Source organism: Stenotrophomonas maltophilia group sp. RNC7, from assembly GCF_030910085.1.
GTDB lineage: Bacteria > Pseudomonadota > Gammaproteobacteria > Xanthomonadales > Xanthomonadaceae > Stenotrophomonas > Stenotrophomonas sepilia.
Genome location: NZ_JAVFVN010000880.1, coordinates 13,518 through 28,375, shown reverse-complemented (window position 1 = coordinate 28,375; position 14,858 = coordinate 13,518). Strand labels below are relative to the sequence as shown.

15 protein-coding genes are annotated in these 14,858 nt (G+C 65.8%); 7 read left to right on the top strand and 8 right to left on the bottom strand.

Going from position 1 to position 14,858, the window contains the following annotated elements; genetic code table 11:
• Positions 1 to 162 precede the first annotated feature (162 nt).
• Together pilH and RCF13_RS21755 are read right to left on the bottom strand one after the other, a co-directional pair.
• Positions 163 to 534, bottom strand: coding sequence for a twitching motility response regulator PilH (gene pilH, locus RCF13_RS21760; RefSeq protein ID WP_005410644.1), 372 nt, complete (start codon positions 532 to 534; stop codon positions 163 to 165).
• Positions 535 to 622: 88 nt separating this feature from the next.
• Positions 623 to 1,618 carry a YhdH/YhfP family quinone oxidoreductase gene (locus RCF13_RS21755; protein ID WP_134967751.1) on the bottom strand — a complete coding sequence of 332 codons (996 nt, stop codon included), beginning with the start codon at positions 1,616 to 1,618 and terminating at the stop codon, positions 623 to 625.
• Positions 1,619 to 1,771: 153 nt separating this feature from the next.
• On the opposite strand from RCF13_RS21755, the gene hflK reads away from it, so the two are divergent.
• The 5 genes from hflK to RCF13_RS21730 all read left to right on the top strand — a co-directional run bounded on the left by hflK (position 1,772) and on the right by RCF13_RS21730 (position 6,418).
• A complete protein-coding gene (gene hflK / locus RCF13_RS21750) occupies positions 1,772 to 2,905 on the top strand; it encodes an FtsH protease activity modulator HflK (protein WP_049413452.1) in 1,134 nt (377 codons plus the stop codon).
• Positions 2,902 to 3,765, top strand: coding sequence for a protease modulator HflC (locus tag RCF13_RS21745; protein ID WP_019660037.1), 864 nt, complete (start codon positions 2,902 to 2,904; stop codon positions 3,763 to 3,765). The genes hflK and RCF13_RS21745 overlap by 4 nt, the downstream gene beginning before the upstream one ends.
• Before the next feature lie 67 nt (positions 3,766 to 3,832).
• A complete protein-coding gene (locus RCF13_RS21740) occupies positions 3,833 to 4,018 on the top strand; it encodes a DUF2065 family protein (protein WP_005410640.1) in 186 nt (61 codons plus the stop codon).
• Between the two features lie 317 nt (positions 4,019 to 4,335).
• A complete protein-coding gene (locus RCF13_RS21735; protein WP_014648029.1) occupies positions 4,336 to 5,628 on the top strand; it encodes an adenylosuccinate synthase in 1,293 nt (430 codons plus the stop codon).
• Positions 5,629 to 5,755: 127 nt separating this feature from the next.
• The gene (locus RCF13_RS21730; RefSeq protein ID WP_049410388.1) at positions 5,756 to 6,418 is read left to right on the top strand and encodes a hypothetical protein; all 663 of its coding nucleotides are present in this window, start codon (positions 5,756 to 5,758) and stop codon (positions 6,416 to 6,418) included.
• On the opposite strand, the gene RCF13_RS21725 is transcribed toward RCF13_RS21730, so the two are convergent.
• The 3 genes from RCF13_RS21725 to RCF13_RS21715 all read right to left on the bottom strand — a co-directional run bounded on the left by RCF13_RS21725 (position 6,354) and on the right by RCF13_RS21715 (position 10,168).
• Positions 6,354 to 7,028, bottom strand: a complete 675-nt coding sequence (locus RCF13_RS21725; RefSeq protein WP_134967750.1) for a M23 family metallopeptidase — start codon at positions 7,026 to 7,028, stop codon at positions 6,354 to 6,356. The genes RCF13_RS21730 and RCF13_RS21725 overlap by 65 nt on opposite strands.
• Positions 7,029 to 7,032: 4 nt before the next feature.
• Positions 7,033 to 7,995: a L,D-transpeptidase family protein gene (locus RCF13_RS21720; protein WP_134967783.1), complete on the bottom strand. Its 963-nt coding sequence runs from the start codon at positions 7,993 to 7,995 to the stop codon at positions 7,033 to 7,035.
• A gap of 169 nt (positions 7,996 to 8,164) precedes the next feature.
• Entirely contained in the window at positions 8,165 to 10,168 is a 2,004-nt protein-coding gene (locus tag RCF13_RS21715; protein ID WP_181357841.1) for a CARDB domain-containing protein, read from the bottom strand.
• Positions 10,169 to 10,399: 231 nt separating this feature from the next.
• On the opposite strand from RCF13_RS21715, the gene RCF13_RS21710 reads away from it, so the two are divergent.
• Positions 10,400 to 12,526 (top strand): methyl-accepting chemotaxis protein, encoded by a 2,127-nt coding sequence (locus tag RCF13_RS21710; RefSeq protein ID WP_134967748.1) that lies wholly within the window; start codon positions 10,400 to 10,402, stop codon positions 12,524 to 12,526.
• 88 nt (positions 12,527 to 12,614) lie between these two features.
• Here the strand turns inward: RCF13_RS21710 and RCF13_RS21705 are convergent, their stop codons facing one another.
• Positions 12,615 to 12,905: a hypothetical protein gene (locus RCF13_RS21705; protein WP_032954416.1), complete on the bottom strand. Its 291-nt coding sequence runs from the start codon at positions 12,903 to 12,905 to the stop codon at positions 12,615 to 12,617.
• A 14-nt stretch (positions 12,906 to 12,919) separates the two neighbouring features.
• Positions 12,920 to 13,459 carry a hypothetical protein gene (locus RCF13_RS21700; RefSeq protein WP_134967747.1) on the bottom strand — a complete coding sequence of 180 codons (540 nt, stop codon included), beginning with the start codon at positions 13,457 to 13,459 and terminating at the stop codon, positions 12,920 to 12,922.
• A 140-nt stretch (positions 13,460 to 13,599) separates the two neighbouring features.
• Here RCF13_RS21700 and RCF13_RS21695 point away from each other — a divergent pair, with 140 nt between their 5' ends.
• Entirely contained in the window at positions 13,600 to 14,340 is a 741-nt protein-coding gene (locus tag RCF13_RS21695) for an alpha/beta hydrolase (RefSeq protein WP_231352246.1), read from the top strand.
• A gap of 9 nt (positions 14,341 to 14,349) precedes the next feature.
• Here the strand turns inward: RCF13_RS21695 and RCF13_RS21690 are convergent, their stop codons facing one another.
• Positions 14,350 to 14,838 carry a hypothetical protein gene (locus RCF13_RS21690; protein ID WP_134968519.1) on the bottom strand — a complete coding sequence of 163 codons (489 nt, stop codon included), beginning with the start codon at positions 14,836 to 14,838 and terminating at the stop codon, positions 14,350 to 14,352.
• Positions 14,839 to 14,858: the final 20 nt, after the last annotated feature.

Sequence of the window (14,858 nt, the reverse complement as noted above, 5' to 3'; positions counted from 1 at the left end):
GTGGTGGGGCCCCCCGGCGCCCCCGGGGGGGGCGATCAAGAGGCCCGCCGGAACCGGGCCCTTGGGTTGTGCCTATACTTTTTAGCACGCTTTGGGGTTGGGGGGGCGGGGGGCGGGCTGGGGTTGGTGGCCCCCCCGGCCCCCGGCACTACCGCGCACGGCTCAGCCCTGCCCGGCGAACACGCGCTCCAGCACTTCGGACAGCTCGTCTTCCGAGAACGGCTTGGTGATGTAGGCCTTGGCGCCCTGGCGCATGCCCCACATGCGATCGGTGTCCTGGTCCTTGGTGGTCACCAGGATCACCGGGATATGCCGGGTCGCCTCGTCGCGGGCGAGGGTGCGGGTGGCCTGGAAGCCGTTGAGATTGGGCATCACCACGTCCATCAGGACCAGGTCGGGCAGCTCGGCCTTGGCGGTTTCGACCCCGGCCGCGCCATCGGTGGCGGTCAGGATCTGGTGCCCGAGCTTCTCGACGATGCGCTGTATCCCCAACAGCTGCGACGGTGAGTCGTCGACGATCAGAATGCGTGCCATGTTGTTCCCCATGTAATGCCCGCAGTGTAGTGCGGGCTCATTACCGGCGGGAGGGGCGCATCTGCCGTCCGTCGCCTGCCTGCGACGTTCAGTCGATCCGCACCACGGTGCGGCCCAGCGATCCGCCCGCCAGCATCCGCTCGAACACGGCCGGCAGGCCATCGAGGCCGACCTCCGCGGTACAGATGCGGTCCAGGTGCTGCGGTTTCCATTCGTTGCCCAGTCGCGCCCAGACGTCCTCGCGCAGCCCGCGTGGCGCATTGGCCGAAGACACGCCCAGCAGCGACACACCACGCAGGATGAACGGCATCACCGTCATGTCCAGGGTCGGGCTGGCCGCCAGGCCGGCACTGACCACGCTGCCGTAGGGCACGGTCTGCGCCAGCAGGCTGGCGAGCATGGCGCCGCCGGCATTGTCCAGGCCCCCACCGAAGCGCGCGGTCTGCAACGGGCCGGTATCGGCCAAGGCCTCACGTGGCAGAACCTCGCTGGCGCCGATGTCGCGCAGGAAGCGGGCCTGCTCCGGCTTGCCGCTGACGGCGTGCACGGTATAGCCGGCGCGGCTGAAGATCGACAGTGCCAGCGCACCGACACCGCCGCTGGCGCCGGTGACCGCCAGCGGTCCAAGCTCCGGGCTCTGCCGGTTGTCCTGCATGCGCAGCAGCGCCAACGCCGCGGTGAAGCCGGCGGTGCCCAGCACCATCGCCTCGCGTGGGCTCAGCCCGGCCGGCTGGGCGATCACCGCACGCGATTCCAGCCGCACATACTGGCTGTAGCCGCCGTCGCGGGTCTCGCTGAGGCCGCAGCCGGTGGCCAGCACCGCGTCGCCTTCACGCCATTCCGGATCGGTGCTGGCGACCACGGTGCCGGCTACGTCGATGCCCCCCACCAGCGGGAAGCGGCGCAGGATCTTTCCCTTGCCGGTGCTGGCCAGGGCGTCCTTGTAGTTGACCGAGGACCAGCTGGCGCGGATCAGAACCTGGCCGGGGCTGAGGTCTTCGACCTTGAGCTGGGCCAGGCCGCTGCGGTAACCGGCGTCGTCGTTTTCGATGCGGAAGGCGGTGAATGGGGTGGTGGGGGCCATCGGCATTGCCTGACTTCGAGGAAAACGCCACCTTACCCCGTTGCCCCCCTTTCGATCCTGCCGATCCGCCCCATCTTGTATGATCAGTAATGGTTTCACGGCTGGCGCCGCGGGAAGGGCCCGCGCCGCAGCCCACATCTTGATGGAGCGTGCATGGCCTGGAATACACCCGGCGGCAACAAGGGCGGACAAGGCCCCGAGGACAATCGACGCGGGCCGTTCGGGTCGCGCGGCGGTGGCAATGGTGGTGGCTGGGGCGGATTGCCCGGGCCGCTGAAGGACCTGTTCGACGGCGGCATCGTGCGTTGGGTGGTGGCGGCCGTTGTGCTGCTGGTGCTGTTCTCCAGCTTCCAGCTGATCGGTGAACAGCAGCGTGGCGTGGTCCTGCGCTTCGGCCAGTTCTCGCGCATCCTGCAGCCCGGCCCGAACTTCAAGCTGCCGTGGCCGATCGAATCGGTCACCAAGGTCAACGCCACCGAGATCAAGACGTTCTCGATCCAGGTGCCGGTGCTGACCCGGGACGAGAACATCGTCAACGTCTCGCTGAACGTCCAGTACCGCATCGATGACCCGCAGCAGTACCTGTTCGGCACTGTCGATGCGGACCAGGTGCTGGAGCAGTCGGCGCAGAGCGCGGTGCGCGAGGAAGTCGGCCGTGCCGACCTCAACGCTGTACTGAACAATCGTGGCCCGCTGGCCGTGGCTGCCGAGGAGCGCCTGCAGGCGCTGCTGAAGGCGTTCAAGACCGGCCTGACCGTGACCGGCCTGACCCTGCAGGACGCCCGTCCGCCGGAAGAAGTGAAGCCGGCCTTCGACGAAGTCAACGGTGCCCAGCAGGTCAAGGAACGCCTGATCAACGAAGCCCAGGCCTACGCTGCCAAGGTCGTGCCGGAAGCCCGAGGCCAGGCCTCGCGCGCCCGTACCACCGCCGAAGGCTACAAGCAGGCCGCGGTGTCCAAGGCCGAGGGTGACGCGCAGCGCTTCAGCCTGTTGCAGGCCCAGTACAAGGACGCCCCGGAAGTGACCCGCAAGCGCCTGTGGCTGGAAACCGTGCAGCAGGTGCTGAGCGAGAACCGCAAGGTGATCGGCGGCGATGGCCGCCAGCTGATCTACGTGCCGATGACCGGCGATACCCGTCCCACCACCTCGGCCCCGGCCGCAGTGGCGAACCCGGACGTGGTGATGCCATCGCTGCCGGGTGCAGCGGTGGAAGCTTCCCGTGATCCGGGCCGGCCGGTGGGCCGCCCGACCGGGCGACCGAGCGGCCGTGAGGAGGGCAGCCGATGAAGAGTCCTATCTGGATCGCCGTGATCGTGGCGGTGGTGCTGGGCCTGCTCGGCTCGGTGTACGTGGTCCGTGAGGACCAGACCGCCATGGTGCTGAACCTGGGCAAGGTGGTGCGTTCGGACATCAAGCCGGGCCTGCACTTCAAGGTGCCGGTGGTGGAAACGGTGAAGGTCTTCGACCGCCGCTTCCAGGTGCTCGACACCGCGCCTGCGCGCTACTTCACCGCCGAGCAGAAGGACGTCAGCGTCGACTTCTTCGCCATCGGCTACATCTCCAACGTAGGTGACTACTTCCGTGCCACCGGCGGCGACCCGCGTGTGGCCAACGCCCGCCTGGCGCCGATCATCACCGACTCGCTGCGCAACCAGATCAACTCGCGCACCCTGCAGCAGCTGGTGTCCGGCGACCGCAGCGAGCTGATCGCCGAGCAGCTGAAGGGGATCAACGAGGCGGTGGCCGGCCTCGGCATGCAGATGATCGACCTGCGCATCAAGCAGGTGGACCTGCCGACCGACAGCCAGGTGATCAACGACGTGTACGAGCGCATGCGCGCCCAGCGCAAGCAGGAAGCGGCCAAGCTGCGTGCGGAGGGCGAGGAGCAGTCGCTGACCATCCGTGCCCAGGCCGACCGCGACAGCACCGTGCTGATCGCCGAGGCCGAGCGCGATGCACAGCGCCTGCGCGGTGAAGGCGATGCCGAGGCGGCCCGCATCTATGGCAAGGCTGGCTCGGCCGATCCGTCGTTCTATGCGTTCTATCGCAGCCTGGAGGCCTACCGTGGCTCCATGACCGACGGCAACGGCGTGATTGTGCTCGACAAGAACGACCCGTTCCTGCAGTACCTGAAGAACGACCGCTGAGGTCGCAGGGCACTACCCCACGGGGCCCGGCCAGACGCCGGGCCCCGTGCTTTTTCCGGAGTCCCCCATGAAAGATCTGTTCGCCGCCGTCTGCCTGGTCGCGGTGCTGGAAGGCCTGTTCCTGTTCGTGGCGCCGTTCGCCTGGAAGCGCATGGCCGAGCGCCTGCTGGACCTGCCCAGCCCGGCCCTGCGCAGCTTCGGCGGGCTGGTGCTGCTGGCCGGCCTGAGCCTGCTGTGGTGGGCGCGGCACTGACCCCGCCCTGTAGCGTCCGAGCCCATGCTCGGGCGGCGCCGCGCAGCGGCGGGAAGGCAGCCGAGCATGGGCTCGGCTCTACATGAGACGCCGGCCTGACCGGCCGGTGAAGCCGCCGGTCGGAAAGGTGGCACCGGACCCCGGAAACCCGGATAATGCACAAAAGCCGGACGGGCCTCCCCGTTCGGCTTTTTCCGTGTCTGGGCCTTCCATCGCCGGCTGCTCCCCGTTTGGAGCCGCCCTCCAGGTGCTGGCCAGCCCCGCCACGGTTTACCCGTCCGCGGCCCCGATGGCCGCAACAAATCGAGGAGCCCGTCATGGGTCAGTCTGTCGTAGTGTTGGGTGCCCAGTGGGGCGATGAAGGCAAGGGCAAGATCGTCGATCTGCTCACTGAGGAAATCGGCGCTGTCGTGCGCTTCCAGGGCGGCCACAACGCCGGCCACACCCTGGTCATCAACGGCAAGAAGACCGTCCTGCACCTGATCCCGTCGGGCATCCTGCGTGACGACGCGCTGTGCCTGATCGGCAACGGCGTGGTGATCTCGCCGGCCGCGCTGCAGAAGGAAATCGCCGAGCTGGAAGCCTCCGGCGTGGAAGTGCGTTCGCGCCTGAAGATCTCCCCGGCCGCGCCGCTGATCATGCCGTACCACATCGCCCTGGACCAGGCGCGCGAGCGCGCTGCCGGTGGCAAGGCGATCGGCACCACCGGTCGTGGCATCGGCCCGGCCTACGAAGACAAGGTGGCGCGCCGCGGCATCCGCATCGCCGACCTGCATTACCCGAAGCAGCTGGAAGAACTGCTGCGCACCGCGCTGGATTACCACAACTTCGTGCTGACCAAGTATCTGAACACCGATGCGGTCGACTTCCAGAAGACCTTCGACGAGGCGCTGGCCTTCGGCGAATACGTGCAGCCGATGAAGTCCGACGTGGCGGGCATCCTGCACGACCTGCGCAAGCAGGGTAAGCGCGTGCTGTTCGAAGGCGCGCAGGGTGCGCTGCTGGACATCGACCACGGTACCTACCCGTATGTCACCAGCTCCAACACCACCGTCGGTGGTGCGCTGGCCGGTTCCGGCGTCGGCGCCGATTCGATCGACTACGTGCTGGGCATTGCCAAGGCGTACGCCACCCGCGTCGGCGGCGGCCCGTTCCCGACCGAACTGGACGACGAAGTCGGCCAGGGCATCCGTGACCGCGGCGCCGAGTACGGCGCATCGACCGGCCGCCCGCGTCGCTGCGGCTGGATGGACATCGTCGCGCTGAAGCGCGCCGTGGCCATCAACGGCATCAGCGGCCTGTGCATCACCAAGCTGGACGTGCTGGACGGCATGGAAAAGCTGAAGGTCTGCATCGCCTACGAATACAACGGCAAGCGCACCGAGTACGCGCCGCTGGACGCGCAGGGCTGGGAAGAATGCACCCCGGTGTACCTGGAGTTCCCGGGCTGGAGCGAGAACACCCACGGCATTACCCAGTGGGACGACCTGCCGCCGGCCGCACGCGCCTACCTGCGTTCGCTGGAAGAGCTGGCCGGCTGCCCGATCAGCATCGTCTCCACCGGCCCGGACCGCGACCACACCATGGTCCTGCAGGATCCGTTTGCCTGAGTGCGTGACCGGTAGCGCTGGGCCATGCCTGGCGTCGCAGAAGGAAGAAGCCCCGCGAACGCGGGGCTTTTTCGTTACTGTGTCGCCAGTGCCGGCGAGGAAGCGAAGCGATGACCAGGATGTCAGCGTGAAAGGCGAGACCGTGGTGCGGGTCACCCTGTGGGTGTTGTGGAGCCTGTGGGTCATCGCCTGCGCGGTTCTGGCGCTCGGCGCCATCGCCAACCATCTGGCCTCGCGTACCCAGACCCTGCCGCTGCTGCTCAGCCCCGGCGCGACGGCCGAGGTGACGGTCTACCGCTTCATTGATGACCAACTGCGGCTGCGACTGCGGTATGCCGCAGACGGTACTGAGGCTGACCCTGAAGTGCTGCTGCGCATCGACACTCCCACCGATCATGGGGACTTCCGCGCAGGAGAGCGTTCGGGAGTGGCCGGGCAGGGTATCAACCGCAGGCTGGCATCGGTTGAGTCCAGCGGGCTCATGGCGTCCTATTTTGGATATGGCCGCGGTGATGCATTGCCACGCGGACGCTCATGGCTGCGGGTAACCGTACTGGAGGTGGACCCGGCGCTGGCGGGCAGGGCGGCCGTGATCGAATTGCAGCCCCCGCTGGACCTGCTGAAGCTGACCGACCTGGATTACGTCTGGCTGTGGCCGTTCTTTTTCTGGAAGGTGGCGGCACTGTTCCTGCTGATTCCCGGGGGTGCGTTGGCGGTGTTCACGTTCACCTTGCGGCGCTGGCAGCGCCGGGCGTCGAAGCAGCCGATTTCAGCAGCGGATACGGATTGATCGACTCTCCCTTCCACCACTGCTTCTCTGGCCCCAGCACATGCACCTCGAAATGCAGGTGTGGGGCCTCGGCGCTGGCATTGCCGGTGCTGCCGACGTAGCCGATCACCTCCCCGCGCTTGATCACCTGCTTCTCGGCCAGGCCATCGGCGTAGCGTTGCAGGTGCGCGTAGTAGTAGCACCAGCGCCCGCTGGGCTCGAACTGGTAGATCGTCAGCCCGCCGCGCTCACTGTCGAACAGTTTCTCCACCGTGCCATCGGCCGCCGCCAGCACCGGCGTACCGGCATCGGCCATGATGTCGATGGCATCGTGTACGCGGCCCTCGCTGCGTGCATCGGTGAAGGTATCGCGCAGCTGCGAGGGCAGGATGCCCTGCACCGGCAGCAGTAACCCGGGCGGTGCATCCGGAGCCTGCGCGGCCGGCGGCGCGGTGGAGGCGGGTGGGGCTGTTGCGCCTGGCGCTACCGGTTCCGTCACCGGCGCGGCGGCTACCGTCGATGGCGCTTCCGGCAGCGAGGCGGCTACCGGCTCGCCTGCATCGCGGTGCAGCCACCAACCTGCACCCAGTCCCAGCAGAACACCCAGCACGATCAGCTGCGAAAGACGCATCGGCTCACTCCTGCATCACCACGGGCACCGACTCATCCACCGCATCAGCCACGCGCAGCGCATCCCAGTTGGTCATGCGTACGCAGCCATGCGACTCGGTCTTGCCCACGTGGCCGGGTTCAGGCGTGCCATGCAGGCCGTAATGCGGCTTGGACAGATCGATCCAGACCCGGCCGACCGGATTGTTCGGGCCCGGCGGCAGCGTCGCCTTCTTTTCGCCCTTGCGCGCATCCCAGAACAGCTTGGGGTTGTAGTGGAACGGCGGGTCGCGGTAAACGCCCAGGATCTTCCATTCGCCGATCGGCAGCGGATCATGCTGGCTGCCGGATGAGACAGGCACCTGCGCGATCACCTTGCCCTTGGCATCCAGCAGTTGCAGGGTCGAGTCGGATTTGTCGACGACCACCTTGGCTGCCTTCGGTAGCGCCGATGGTGCGATGTTGGGCACCTGAATGCGGTTGCCGGCCTTGCTCAGATCCACGCCCGGATTGAGCAGCTTCAACAGCTCAGGGGATGCGTGGAAGCGTTCGCCCAGCGACTCTTCGACGTTGTTGAAGCCCAACGATTTCAGTTTGGCCTGTGCGGCGGGGCCCTTCGGCACCGCCTGGAACGGCCCGGCGACATCCTCGGCAGTCAGCGTGTAGCTGGCCAGCGGCGTGATTGTATCGGCCTGCAGAGCCTTCCAGGTGGCGTCGTCCAGCTCACCCGTTACGGTCAGCCCATGCGCGGCCTGGAAGCCCGCCACCGCGCGTCGCTGGTTGCTGCCCACTTCGCCATCGATCTGGCCAGGAGAGAAGTTCGCACGATCCAGCAGCACCTGGGCATGCAGGGCGGAGCGCACCGCGGTGTCCGGGTCAGCCTTCTCGGCAATGGGGGCGGGCAGCGCGGGCGCAGGGGACTGCGCGAAGGTGGGCGATATCAGTAGCGACAGGACGAACAGTACAATATGGGGTACACGCATGGGCATCTCCGGCATTTACGGAACTACCATGCCTGTGCGCAATGCAGGACTGATGTGAAAAGAATCTGACGCCGGGATGAGTGGTGCCAACGTGACCATCCCTTGTGGGGCTGCGTCTGCACATGGAAGCAACGAGGGCAGGCGACCACGGTTCCGTCGTCGCCTGCCCTGATGTTCAATCCACAGTAACCATGATGTCGATGCTGTTATTGTCCTCCCGCGACTCGCTCACGGTGTTCTGATCGTCAACCAGCAGCTGGATGGAGTGCACCCCTCGGGTCGGGCGCCAGACGTCGTTGTAAGTCCTGACATTGACGCTGGCGCCGGGTGCCAGGGTGTAGTTCTGGAGCCCGCCCCATACGCAACCTTCAATGAAACACTGCCCGTTCTTCATGGCCATCAGCCCAATCCAGGGCGCGCTGGCGGCGACCGAGCCGACATTCTCGATGGTGGCGGTGAACGAGGTTGCATCGCCGGATTTCGGACGCAGCGGCTGCGAACGGGCGCTGGTGATCCGAAGGTCGGGCTTGTCCGAGACCTGGATGATTCGAGCCAGCTGGTTGTTGCCCTCATTCGATTCCTGGATCAGCCCTTGGTCGTCAACAATGGAGGTGATCTGTTGCTGACCACCCGCGGCTGGCCAAACGGGGCCTGCGGGACTCAACCATACGGATTCACCCGGCGCCAAGGCCGTTGTCAGGCCACTCCAGGGGCAGCCACTGGCTGGGCACGCGCCGTTTACCAGATAGACCGCTCCGAGCCAACCCGCAGGTGCGGGCATTGATCCGCGGTTGGTTACCGCCGTGCGGAATGTCACTGCATCGCCTGGCTTGAAACTGGCTGGAATCGTCTCGATCAGGTATGGCTGCAGATCGGGCAGATCCCCCACCATGATTTCCCGGGTCAACTCGTTGTTGTGTTCGTCGAGTTCCTTGATGCGGTCCGCGTCATCAGCGAACACGGTCATCGCATGCAGCCCTGCCGAAGGTGTCCAGCTGGGTCCCTGGTTCAGATCTATGGTGGCCTGCTGACCCGGGGCCAGACTGGTGGTCAGAATTCCCCATTGGCATCCTCCGTCGAAACACCGCCCCTCCTCATGGACAAGGACACTGTGGTGATTCATGGGTGATGGAGCATTGCCGGCATTCCGGATGGTCGCGCGGAAACGGACCGGCTCCCCGGCCTTGAACTGGCTCGGAATCGTTTCGATCCGCGTGATCTGCAGGTCTGGCTGATGCGTGAGGTCATCAATCATGGAATTGAGGATCACAGGGCAGTTCTGCCCGTCGAACTGAAAATCAGGGCGTGCACCCGGCCAGAATGCAAAGTAGGCGCTGCCCAGATTGCGGGGGCGATCCGCTCCATATACGGTCTGCAATGCAGCTTCGAGTTTCGCTCGGAAGCTGGATCGCAGTCCGGGGTCATTGCAACTGGTGTAGTTGAAAGCAGGAAGGACCGGAACCATTCCGCCTCCCAGCAATCCGTGCCCCTTCCATTTCTGGTATTGAGCGACCTGTTCGCTGACGGTGTTCTGATACTGGTCAACGAAGACGACATCCTGCGCCTTTGGGCTCATCGCGTACTGGATCTGGGCATCGCTCAACGTGCCCATCAGATTGGCGACAATCACCGGGCGCGCGGATGCATCGGGATCCGCGCGCCGGAGTCTTTCGTAGACCAGTTCCTGAAAGCGCTTGCAGATGCCGAGGTTCTGCGGTGTCTGTGGAAGAGCTGGCTCATCAAAGGTGTAGTAACCGACTACGATATCTGTGTTCTGCATGGCAAGTGCAGCAAGAGCGTCAAGCTCCTGTTGAAGCCAGTCTGGTAGACGCTCATTGCCAGGAGAACAGGCACTGCCGGGATCTGCGTACCAAGCGTCGTGACTGGGCCCGTTGAACTGGAGCAGCACTTTGAATCTGGACAACAGCGGGTCCCGCCGCAGCGCTTGTAAACGGGAGCTGAGTTCACCCGTATTCCATCCAGCTACGGGAATCACGTTCGCGCCGGCCTTGTGTAGCTCGGTCAGCTGGGAGCGAATGGTCGGGTCATCATTGCCGATGATGTTGTAGGCATAGAGGAACTTGAAGTTGCTTCCGGTGTATGTGTCCTGGGCGTGCACGACGTGTGGACTTGTCATACCCGCAAGCAGGAGCGGAAGTGCGCTGAGATAATGCCTCATGGTCGTCCTTGTACGATGGCGGGAGTGGCCGTGGTCTGGCATGGTGCAGATCACCGGCGGCCTAGCATAACGACAACAACTGAGTGATCAGACCGCCAGCGGGAATGTTGCGCATTCGTCGGTGGCAATGACCATTCAAACGTGAACCAGGCCCGAAGCATTCAGAATTTGCGGATCAAGACCCATCACGGGCCGCCGATAAGGCCACATCCCCCCGTTTTGGATACCCCCATGAACTACTTGAGGAACGTCAGGGTTGCCTGGCGTCTTGGGCTGGGCTTTGGCCTGTTGCTGCTGCTGGTCGCCGCCGTGGTGGCCACCGGCGCCACCGCCAGTGTCGTGCAGAAGCGCGCGATGCAGCAGGTGGTCGACGTCAGCGTGGCCAAGGTGCGCCTGTTGTCGCAGATGCTCGACGCCAACAACCAGATGATGGTGGTGCGTCGCGAAATGCTGATCCGCCAGGGCGAAGACCGCGGCAGCGATGAGAAGCGAATTGCCGATCTGGTCAAGCGCTATGAGGCCAGCTGGGCCGCCTACCAGGCGCTGCCAGGCGATGCGGAGGGCAAGGCCATCGCGGAAACCATCGCGGCCAAGCGTGCCATCGCGCGCCCGCTCAACAAGCAGACCAGCGAACTGATGGAGCAGGGCGACTACCCGGGTGCCGTGGCACTGACCCTGGGCCCGGTGCAGGAAGCGGCCAACGGCTGGAACAAGGCACTGTCCGATGGCGTGGATTTCGAAGAGAAGGAAAGCCGTGAGGCAGCCGCCGAGGCCATCCGCCTGGGCGAGCGCAGCCTGCTGCAGCTGCTGGTGCTGGGCGGCGTTGCACTGCTGGTCGGCATCGGTGCCTCGGTGATGATCGGGCGCAGCCTGACCGGCCCGCTGGCCCGCGCGGTGAACCTGGCCGAGCGCCTGTCCAAGGGCCAGCTGGATCAGGAATTCCGCCTGGGCGGCCGTGACGAACTGACCCAGCTGGGCGAGGCGATGGCCAGCGTGCGCCAGAGTGTGCAGGCGGCGATCGGCGCGCAGTTGCAGATGGCCGAGCAGCACGAGGCCGGTGCAATCCGCTATCGCATGGACGCCAGTGCGTTCCCCGGTGATTTCGGCCGCATGGTGCAGGCCACCAACAGCCTGGTCGAGTCGCACGTGCAGGTGGAACTGCTGATGGCCGAGGTGATGCAGCGTTACGCCATGGGTGACCTCAGCCGCGACCTGCCGGACTACCCGGGCGAGAAGGGCACGCTGACCCGCACCCTGGCGGCGGTGAAGCAGAGCCTGATGGCGATCAACGCGCAGATTGATGACCTGGCCCGCGCCGCTCGCGCCGGCGATTTCAGCATGCGTGGCGATGCCGCTGCGTTCCAGTACCAGTTCAAGACGATGGTCGAGCACCTCAACGGCATGATGGCCAGTTCGCAGGCCAGCATCGCCGATGTTTCCGACGTGCTGCGCGCGATCTCGCATGGCGACCTGACCGCACGCATGGAGGGCGAGTACGAAGGCGTGTTTGCGCGCATGCGCGACGATGCCAACACCACCACCGCGCAGCTGACCGGCATTGTCCGCGGCATCCAGGTGGCTGCCGACAGCATCAACAACGCGGCCCAGGAACTGGCCGCCGGCAACAACGACCTGTCGCGCCGCACCGAGCAGCAGGCTGCGAATCTGGAAGAAGCGGCCGCGTCGATGGAGGAGCTGACCTCCACCGTACGCCAGAACGCCGAACTGGCGCGTCAGGCTGACAGCGAAGCGCATGCCGCCGGTGCCGCCGTGCGCGAGACCGAGCAGGCGATGGCACAGATGGCATCGGTGATGGGCGAGATCGATCAGTCCTCGGCACGCATCTCGGAAATCTCCACGGTGATCGACGGCATCGCGTTCCAGACCAACATCCTGGCGCTGAATGCGGCAGTGGAAGCTGCGCGTGCAGGCGAGCAGGGTCGTGGCTTTGCCGTGGTCGCCAGTGAAGTGCGCACGCTCGCACAGCGTGCCGGTGTCGCCGCCAAGGAGATCAAGGAACTGATCGAGGACGCCGCTTCCAAGGTGAAGAGTGGCCTGGCGGTGACCGTTGAATCGGAAGCCGCGATCGCACGCGTGGCGCAGGCCAGTTCGCGCACCACCCAGCTGATGAGCGATATCGCAGCGGCCAGCAAGGAGCAGGCCGCCGGCATCGAGCAGGTCAACCAGGTGGTGGTGCAGATGGACCAGGTGACCCAGCAGAACGCCGCGCTTGTGGAAGAAGCCACTGCCGCGAGCCGCGCGCTGGAAGAACAGGCGCATGCACTGACCACGTCAGTGGCGGTATTCCAGCTGGAGCAGGGGCCGCGCATGCCGGTCATGCCGGCGCGGGCGGCGTAAGCGACCTGTAACTGGATACTGGAAGGCGCCCTGCCTGCGATGTCCCGCATGCAGGGCGTCGATGCACCCACCGGAACGATGCCGCGGGCTAGCGCCCGCGCGCTGAGCGTTCGATCAGCCAGCCGGCTGCGTACAGCAACAGCAGTGTTGGCGGAACCAGCACTGCATATGCGGTCGACCAGGGTTTGCCACGCAGCAGGCCGCCTGCGCCGATGGCATCGAGTGCGGCAGACTGCAGGGTGATGGGGAGCGCCATCAGGATATAGGTACCCTTCGGGTCCCCCTCCGACTGCGCGCCGTGAACCAGCCATGCGGTCAACAGCAGGTAGACCACGCAAAGCGCAAGGCCGGTCCAGCTCAGGAGTCGCCGCATCTTCATCCGCATGCCCCGGTTCAACGGACGTCGAAGCGGGCCTGCAGCGGCAGGCTCACTTTCCGCAGCAGATCCCGGACCACCACCTGCGCAGTCCACGTGCCTTTCGGATCACCGGCCTCGGCGACGAACTTCAGGTGCAGGTTGGTCATGTACAGCAGGTTTGGCGGGCCGGTCAGGGCGGCGGTGAAACAGGGAACATCGCGTTCGTCGATACTGGTACTGCCGTCCGGGCGCAGCATGCGCAGATCGCAGTGCACCTTGGGTACGCGGTTTTCGTCCAGTTGCGGGTTGGAGATGAATGTCAGCAGGAACAACTCACCGCCCGGGTGGACTTCGTCGGCCTCGTTGAAGCGGGGAGTGGTCTCCGGCGGGGTCTCCCACTTGGCCCGCCAGTCGGCATCGGAAGTGACCAGCAGCGATGCCGCGAAGCCGCCGCTGGATTTCATGGCATCGGTCTCCACCAACGCCTTGCCATCCCCATTTATCCAACCATCGCTGGCGGAGCTGTCCAGTGGCAGCATCATGGCCATCATGGCCAGCGCGCAGGTCCATCGCATAAACGGCTCTCCCGGGTAGCCGCGTCCCGCGGCAGAGCGGGTAGTATTGCCCAACCCTGGCCGGCAAAGCAGCAGGACAGCCGGAGCAGGGGTTCCGTTGCCTGCCGATGTGGGTGATGCTTGCCAGCAAAGGAGGTGGCATGGGAATCGGGAGCGAGGAAACGCCGATCTGTTTCCCTGCATCGGCCGCGCCGCAGCACGTGCTGATGCTGCCCGGTCTGGATGGCTCCAGCAGGCTGTCGCCCCCGTTCCTGTCGGCACTCCAGGCTTATGGTCTGACGACGCAGGCGATCACGCTGCCCGCGCAGGGACCGCAGGATCACGCCACGCTTGCCCAACGGCTGTGGTCGCAGCTGCCCAGTCGTCCCTTCATCCTGCTCGCCGAGTCTTTCTCGGGCCCGTTGGCTGTTGAACTGGCCACGCGCCAACCCACCGGGCTGCGCGGACTGGTGCTTGCCGCGACCTTTGCGCGTCGGCCGGTGCCACTGCCGGCAGCCAGCGCAGCCCTGCTGTCGCCGGCCTGGCCGCTGCCTCCCGTGGCATTGCTGTCGCGCCTGTTGCTGGGGGCGTGGTGCACCCGCGGGCACACGTCGATGCTGCGCGATGCATTGGCCAGGACTCCGACGAGCACGTTGCGGCAACGCGCCGCGGCGACCCTGCGGGTCGACGTGCGTGCATTGCTGCCGGCAATCCAGGTGCCGACGCTGTGCCTGCACGCGTGCCACGACCGCCTGCTGTGGCCGCCCAGCGTGGCCGAGCTGCAGGCCCTGTTGCCCGATGCCCGCCATGTGTCGTTGCAGGGGCCACATCTGCTGCTGCAGGCACGTGCCGACGCAGCTGCAGCCGAAGTGGCCGCGTGGATGAGGACGTTGCCGCGCTGAACGAGGCGCTCAACTGCGGGCGCGGGTACGTGCCGCTTTCCTGGCCGCCACCTTGCGCACGGTCTTCTTCGCCGCACGGGTCTTGGCCGCCTTCTTCGCTGCAGCACTGCGCGAGGCGGCTGTACCGGCCTTCTTGACCGCTGTCTTCTTTGCGGCCTTCTTGGTGGCGGTCTTACGAGCCGGTGCCTTCTTTGCCGCCGCCTTCTTCGCAGGCGCCTTCTTCGCGGCCGTCGCCTTGGTCGTGGCCTTCTTTGTGGCCTTCTTTGTGGCCGACGTCCTGGCAGGCGCCTTCTTGGCAGCCTTCTTGCTGGCCGCCTTCTTCGTGCCCTTGCGTGCGCTGCCGCTACGCTTGCCGCCACCGTCCTGCTTGTTCACGGTGGCCCAGGCGATGCGTTCGGCGGTGCTTTCGCTGGCACCGCGCTCGCGCTCGCTTTCCTCGATGTGCTCGGCCTGGCGCTTCTGTTTGTCGGTATATGAGGATTTGTCACCACGGGGCATGACGGTTCTCCTGTTGTAGT